Origin of the sequence: Prevotella sp. CAG:592 (assembly GCF_000436015.1) — a bacterium.
Taxonomy (GTDB): domain Bacteria; phylum Bacteroidota; class Bacteroidia; order Bacteroidales; family Bacteroidaceae; genus Prevotella; species Prevotella pectinovora.
This window is the reverse complement of the sequence record NZ_FR892534.1, coordinates 1-5,258: the sequence shown is the minus strand read 5'-3', so window position 1 is coordinate 5,258 and position 5,258 is coordinate 1. Positions and strand designations below refer to the sequence as shown.

At 49.7% G+C, this 5,258-nt stretch carries 2 protein-coding genes and 1 pseudogene; all 3 read left to right on the top strand.

Going from position 1 to position 5,258, the window contains the following annotated elements:
* Window positions 1–1,958 (top strand): annotated as a pseudogene (locus tag QVO99_RS03035) (glycosyl hydrolase family 95 catalytic domain-containing protein); the annotation flags it as partial.
* Window positions 1,959–1,995: 37 nt separating this feature from the next.
* Window positions 1,996–3,435 carry a glycoside hydrolase family 140 protein gene (locus QVO99_RS03030; RefSeq protein ID WP_022316115.1) on the top strand — a complete coding sequence of 480 codons (1,440 nt, stop codon included), beginning with the start codon at window positions 1,996–1,998 and terminating at the stop codon, window positions 3,433–3,435.
* 409 nt (window positions 3,436–3,844) lie between these two features.
* Window positions 3,845–5,197: an ATP-binding protein gene (locus QVO99_RS03025; RefSeq protein WP_022316114.1), complete on the top strand. Its 1,353-nt coding sequence runs from the start codon at window positions 3,845–3,847 to the stop codon at window positions 5,195–5,197.
* The last annotated feature ends 61 nt before the right edge of the window (window positions 5,198–5,258 follow it).

Sequence of the window (5,258 nt, the reverse complement as noted above, 5' to 3'; positions counted from 1 at the left end):
CGCTGAGCGGCAATGTGATAATGGTGAAGCTCTCTGCCAGCAAGAAGGGAATGATAACATGCAACGCACAGATGACATCGCCACAACAGGACGTCAGCGTGAGGTCGGAAGGCGACGAGATTGTGCTCAGCGGCATCAGCGGATGGCACGAGGGACTGAAGGGAAAGGTGCAGTTCACCGGACGCGCCACGGCGCAGCTAAAGGGTGGAACAATCAGAAGCAAAGACGGTGTGCTGCAGATAAAGGATGCTGACGAAGCCACCATATTCCTCACCATCGCCACAAACTTCAAGAAATACAACGATATCAGCGGAAACGACACGCTACTCTCGGAGAGCACTCTGAGAAGAGCTCTCGACAGTGGTTTCGACAGACTGAAAAAGGAGCACGTGGCACTATACAAGGAGCAGTTTGACCGCGTGAGCCTCAACCTGGGCAACGACAAGTTTGCCGACAAGACAACGGACTGGAGAATACAGAATTTCAAGAGTCACAACGACGAACACCTTGTAGAGACATACTTCCAGTTCGGACGCTACCTGCTCATCTCCACATCGCAACCCGGCACACAGCCGCCAACGCTTCAAGGACTGTGGAACGACAAGATGATGCCGTCGTGGGACAGCAAATATACCTGCAACATAAATCTGGAAATGAACTACTGGCCGGCTGAAGTGGCGAATCTCACGGAACTGAACCAGCCGCTCTTCTCGCTCATCAAGGACGTGAGCGAGACGGGACGCGACGCTGCCCGCATAATGTATGGCGCTGACGGATGGGTGCTCCACCACAACACGGACCTATGGCGAGTGACAGGAGCCATCGACAAGGCTCCCTCTGGACTATGGCCAACGGGAGGGGCATGGATGAGCCAGCATCTGTGGGAACACTATCTATATACCGGCGACAAGGACTTCCTGAGCAGCGTGTATCCGATAATGTGCGGTGCGGCACGATTCCTCAACCAGATAATGGTGAAAAATCCATCGGGCAGGAACTGGATGATATGTCCGTCGCTGTCGCCAGAGAACCCGCATCTCCACAAGGCCACCACGGCGGCCGGAGTGACGATGGACAACGAACTGCTGACCGACCTCTTCAGCCATGTGATAGAGGCATCGAGGATTCTCGGAGCCAAGGGTGACAAGGCATTCACAGACAGTCTGCAGGAGAAGCTCGACGGACTGCTGCCTCTGCAGACCGGACGCTGGGGACAGTTGCAGGAATGGAAAGACGACTGGGACAATCCCGACGACATACACCGACACGTGTCGCATCTCTACGGTCTGTATCCAAGCAATCTGATTTCGCCGTTCCGCACACCGGAACTGGCTTCGGCGGCTCGCACATCGCTGATTCATCGCGGCGACCCCTCTACGGGATGGAGCATGGGATGGAAGGTGTGTCTGTGGTCGAGACTCCTCGACGGCAACCATGCCCTGAAGCTCATCGGCGACCAACTAACCCTGGTGCGCAACGAGAAGAAGAAAGGCGGTACCTATGCCAATCTTTTCGACGCCCATCCGCCATTCCAAATAGACGGAAACTTCGGATGCGCCGCCGGCATCGCCGAGATGCTGATGCAGAGCCACGACGGTTTCATATATCTGCTCCCTGCCCTGCCCGACGCATGGAAGGAGGGAACGGTAAGCGGACTGAAAGCACGCGGCGGTTTTGAGGTGAGCATGACATGGAAGGAGAACAACATCGTGAAAGCTGTGATAAAGTCGGAAAACGGCGGCAACCTACGCATACGGTCTGCCGTACCGCTCACAGGCAAGGGACTCCGGACTGCCAAAGGCAAGAATCCCAACCCACTCTTCGTCACACCGACAAACGTGAAGCAGCAGATCAACCATCCCGAAAAGATCGAAAAGATGCCAGAACTCAGAAAGTCTTACGTCTATGACATACCGACCAAGAAGGGACAGACGATAGAACTGAAGGCGAAAAACTGACAACCTCTTATTATATAAGAAAAATAACGAATACAATATGACAATAAAGAAATCTCTATTTATCGCAGCCTTCATGCTGCTCGCCACGACAATGGCAAACGCTGCCAAGAAGACCATATACAAACCATGGTCTAACGGCAAACTGAAAGTATCGGCAAACCAGCGCTATCTCATACACGAGAACGGCACACCGTTTTTCTGGCTCGGCAACACCGCATGGCTGCTGCCGGAAAGGCTGAACCGCGACGAGGCTGAATATTTCCTCGCCAAAGAGCGCGAACTGGGCTACAACGTGGAGCAGATACAGGTGCTCAACGCCATTCCAACCTTCAACGTTTATGGTCAGCAGGCCAACAACAAGGAGTTCGACTTCAGCAAGGTGTCAAAGCCGGGTGTCTACGGATACTGGGAACACCTGGACTACATCATAGACCGCGCTGCCGACAACGGAATATATATCGCCATGGACTGCATCTGGGGGTCTATGATCGGCCAGATGGACGTGAAGAAGGCTGTTGCCTACGGCAAGTTCCTGGGTGAGAGATACAAGGACAAGCCGAACATCATCTGGATGATAGGCGGAGACATTCTCGGCGATAAGTCGCCTGAAGTGTGGGACGCTCTGGCCCGTGCCATAAAGAAATACGACAACCGCCATATCATGACTTTCCACCCAAGAGGCAGAACCACGTCGGCAAGATGGTTTAACGACCGCGAGTGGATGGACTTCAACATGTTTCAGAGCGGTCACCGCCGCTACGGACAGCGCAACGGCGACGGCGACTACACCATAAAGGACAATACCGAGGAGGACAACTGGCGCTATGTGGACATGAGCTTTGAGAAGAAGCCACTGAAACCTGTAATCGACGGTGAACCTTCGTATGAGGACATTCCACAGGGACTGCACGATTTCTCCGCTCCTCGCTGGCAGGACTACGACGTGCGCCGCTATGCCTACTGGGCGGTATTCGCCGGATGTTTCGGACATACCTACGGCCATAACTCCGTGATGCAGTTCATGCGTCCAGGAGTGCTCGCCTCGTTCGGAGCCGAAAAGCCATGGTGGGAAGCCATGAACGACCCTGGCTACAAACAGATGAGATACCTGAAATGGCTTATGCTCGCCTTCCCGTTCACTGAAGCGGTGGGCGACCAGAGCGTAATCGCCGGTCAGAACGGCGAACGCTACGACCGTGTCATCGCTCTGCGCGGCAGCGACTTTATGCTGGTATACAACTACAGCGGCAAGCCGATGTCTATAGACCTCACCAAAATCAGCGGCAACAAGAAACATGCATGGTGGATGAATCCTCAGAACGGCAAACTGTCGTTTGTTGGCGAAATGGACAATAAAGTAACCGACTTCACCTACGACGGTGCTTATCTGCGCAGCAGCGACAGGGTGCTCATCGTAACAGATGCCGACAAGAACTACCTCTCTACCTCTCAGACGGAATTAGAAGAGAAATGGTAAGTCTCCCTGCCTGTTCGTTTACTTGTAAACTGGTCTATCCATAAACCGGTCTACCCGTAAACTGACAACATAATAAATCCAAACCATTATGATAATGATTCTTTGAGACTCAAATTCATCATAATGATTTGGATTTATTTCTTTTTCTTACAAGCCATTTGGTTTGGATTTGCGCCACATTCCTGTTGAAGTTGGTTTGGATTTGTATCGGTTTTCCCCAAATGAAGGTTTGGATTTGTATCGGTTTTTAATCGTTTTTGGTTTGGATCTGATTAAAAACCACCCGTTTTTTGGTTTGGATTTGAAAAAAATATCGTACCTTTGTGCATGATAAGACTGCAGTTTAGACACACTATTCAATACAAGCAAACTACAGTTTTCGCAAAAATCAGATTTTAACGATTCAGACATGTTCACAAGAATTGCCATCAACTACCTTCGTCAATGGGCGGAAAAAGAAGAGAGGAAACCTCTTGTATTGCGTGGAGCTCGACAAGTAGGAAAAACTACCCTTGTAGATCTTTTTGCAAAAGATTTCGAATATTACATATACATAAATCTTGAAGAAAAGGAAAACGCAAATTTGTTTGCAAACTACAGTTCCTTCGAAGATTTGCTGTCTGGCATTTTCTTCAAAGCGAAAACAACAGCAAACAGTGGACGCACACTTATTTTCATCGATGAAATACAGAACGAACCAAATGCCGTGCAGTCACTTCGCTATTTCTATGAGAAGCGACCAGACCTTTATGTCATTGCTGCAGGATCGTTGCTCGAGAGTCTGATGGGAAGACACATCTCCTTTCCGGTAGGTAGAGTTGAATATATGGCCCTGCACCCATGCACCTTTGTGGAATTTCTGACAGCTACAGGCTACAATACCCTTGCAGAACAGGTAAGTAACATCTCTGTGCCACAATCCATGCATGAATATACCCTTGATCTGTTCAAGAAATATATGATTGTAGGCGGATTGCCTGAGGCTGTAGCCAACTATGCCAAGCACAAAGATTTCGTGAGACTCAACGGAGTATTCAATTCGTTGCTCTCCGGGTATCGGGATGATGTGGAGAAATATGCCGACAAGCCTAAGGAACAAGACACCATACGCTATATTCTAAACTATGGATGGGGATTTGCCGGACATAGAATACAGTTCGCCAAGTTTTCAAATTCTTCATTTAAGTCTACCGACGTGAGCAATGCTTTCAGAATATTGGAAAAGACATTACTCCTCGAGCTGGCATATCCTCAGACATCCGCATCGTTCCCGATATTGCCGGACACGAAAAAAAGTCCCAAACTCCTATGGCTCGACACCGGGCTTGTCAATTATGTTGCCGGCATGCAAGATGATCTGCTGTTTTCAACCGATACCGATGAACTATGGAACGGCGACATTGCCGAACATATAGTTGCACAGGAACTGCTCGGGGCTTCATTCATATTTGGTGAGAAGCGTATATTCTGGGTACGTGAAGCAAGGAACTCACAGGCAGAGGTGGATTTCCTATTGCGCTACAAGTCACATCTCCTGCCGATAGAAGTAAAGACGGGAAACAATTCCAAACTCCGGTCGCTACATCTGTTCATGAACGAATCAAAAGAGGGAGTGGCTCTACGCTTATGGAACGGCAATATGTCGTCAGACAATATATCCAAATCGTCTGGCGACACGTTCACTCTATACAATATCCCGATATATTATGCCGGACAGCTACACACTTTTCTCAATCAGCTGTCATTCAACCCAAATCGGTAATTAGCTTTGAGGTTCAACCTGATGCCTCAACCGTAAACCCAAATCGGTCATTAGGGCTTGC

What these genes read in the sequence shown, in the direction of transcription:
- QVO99_RS03030 (WP_022316115.1), top strand. Translation starts at nt 1,996, where the DNA reads ATGACAATAAAGAAATCTCTATTTATCGCAGCCTTCATGCTGCTCGCC.
- QVO99_RS03025 (WP_022316114.1), top strand. Translation starts at nt 3,845, where the DNA reads ATGTTCACAAGAATTGCCATCAACTACCTTCGTCAATGGGCGGAAAAA.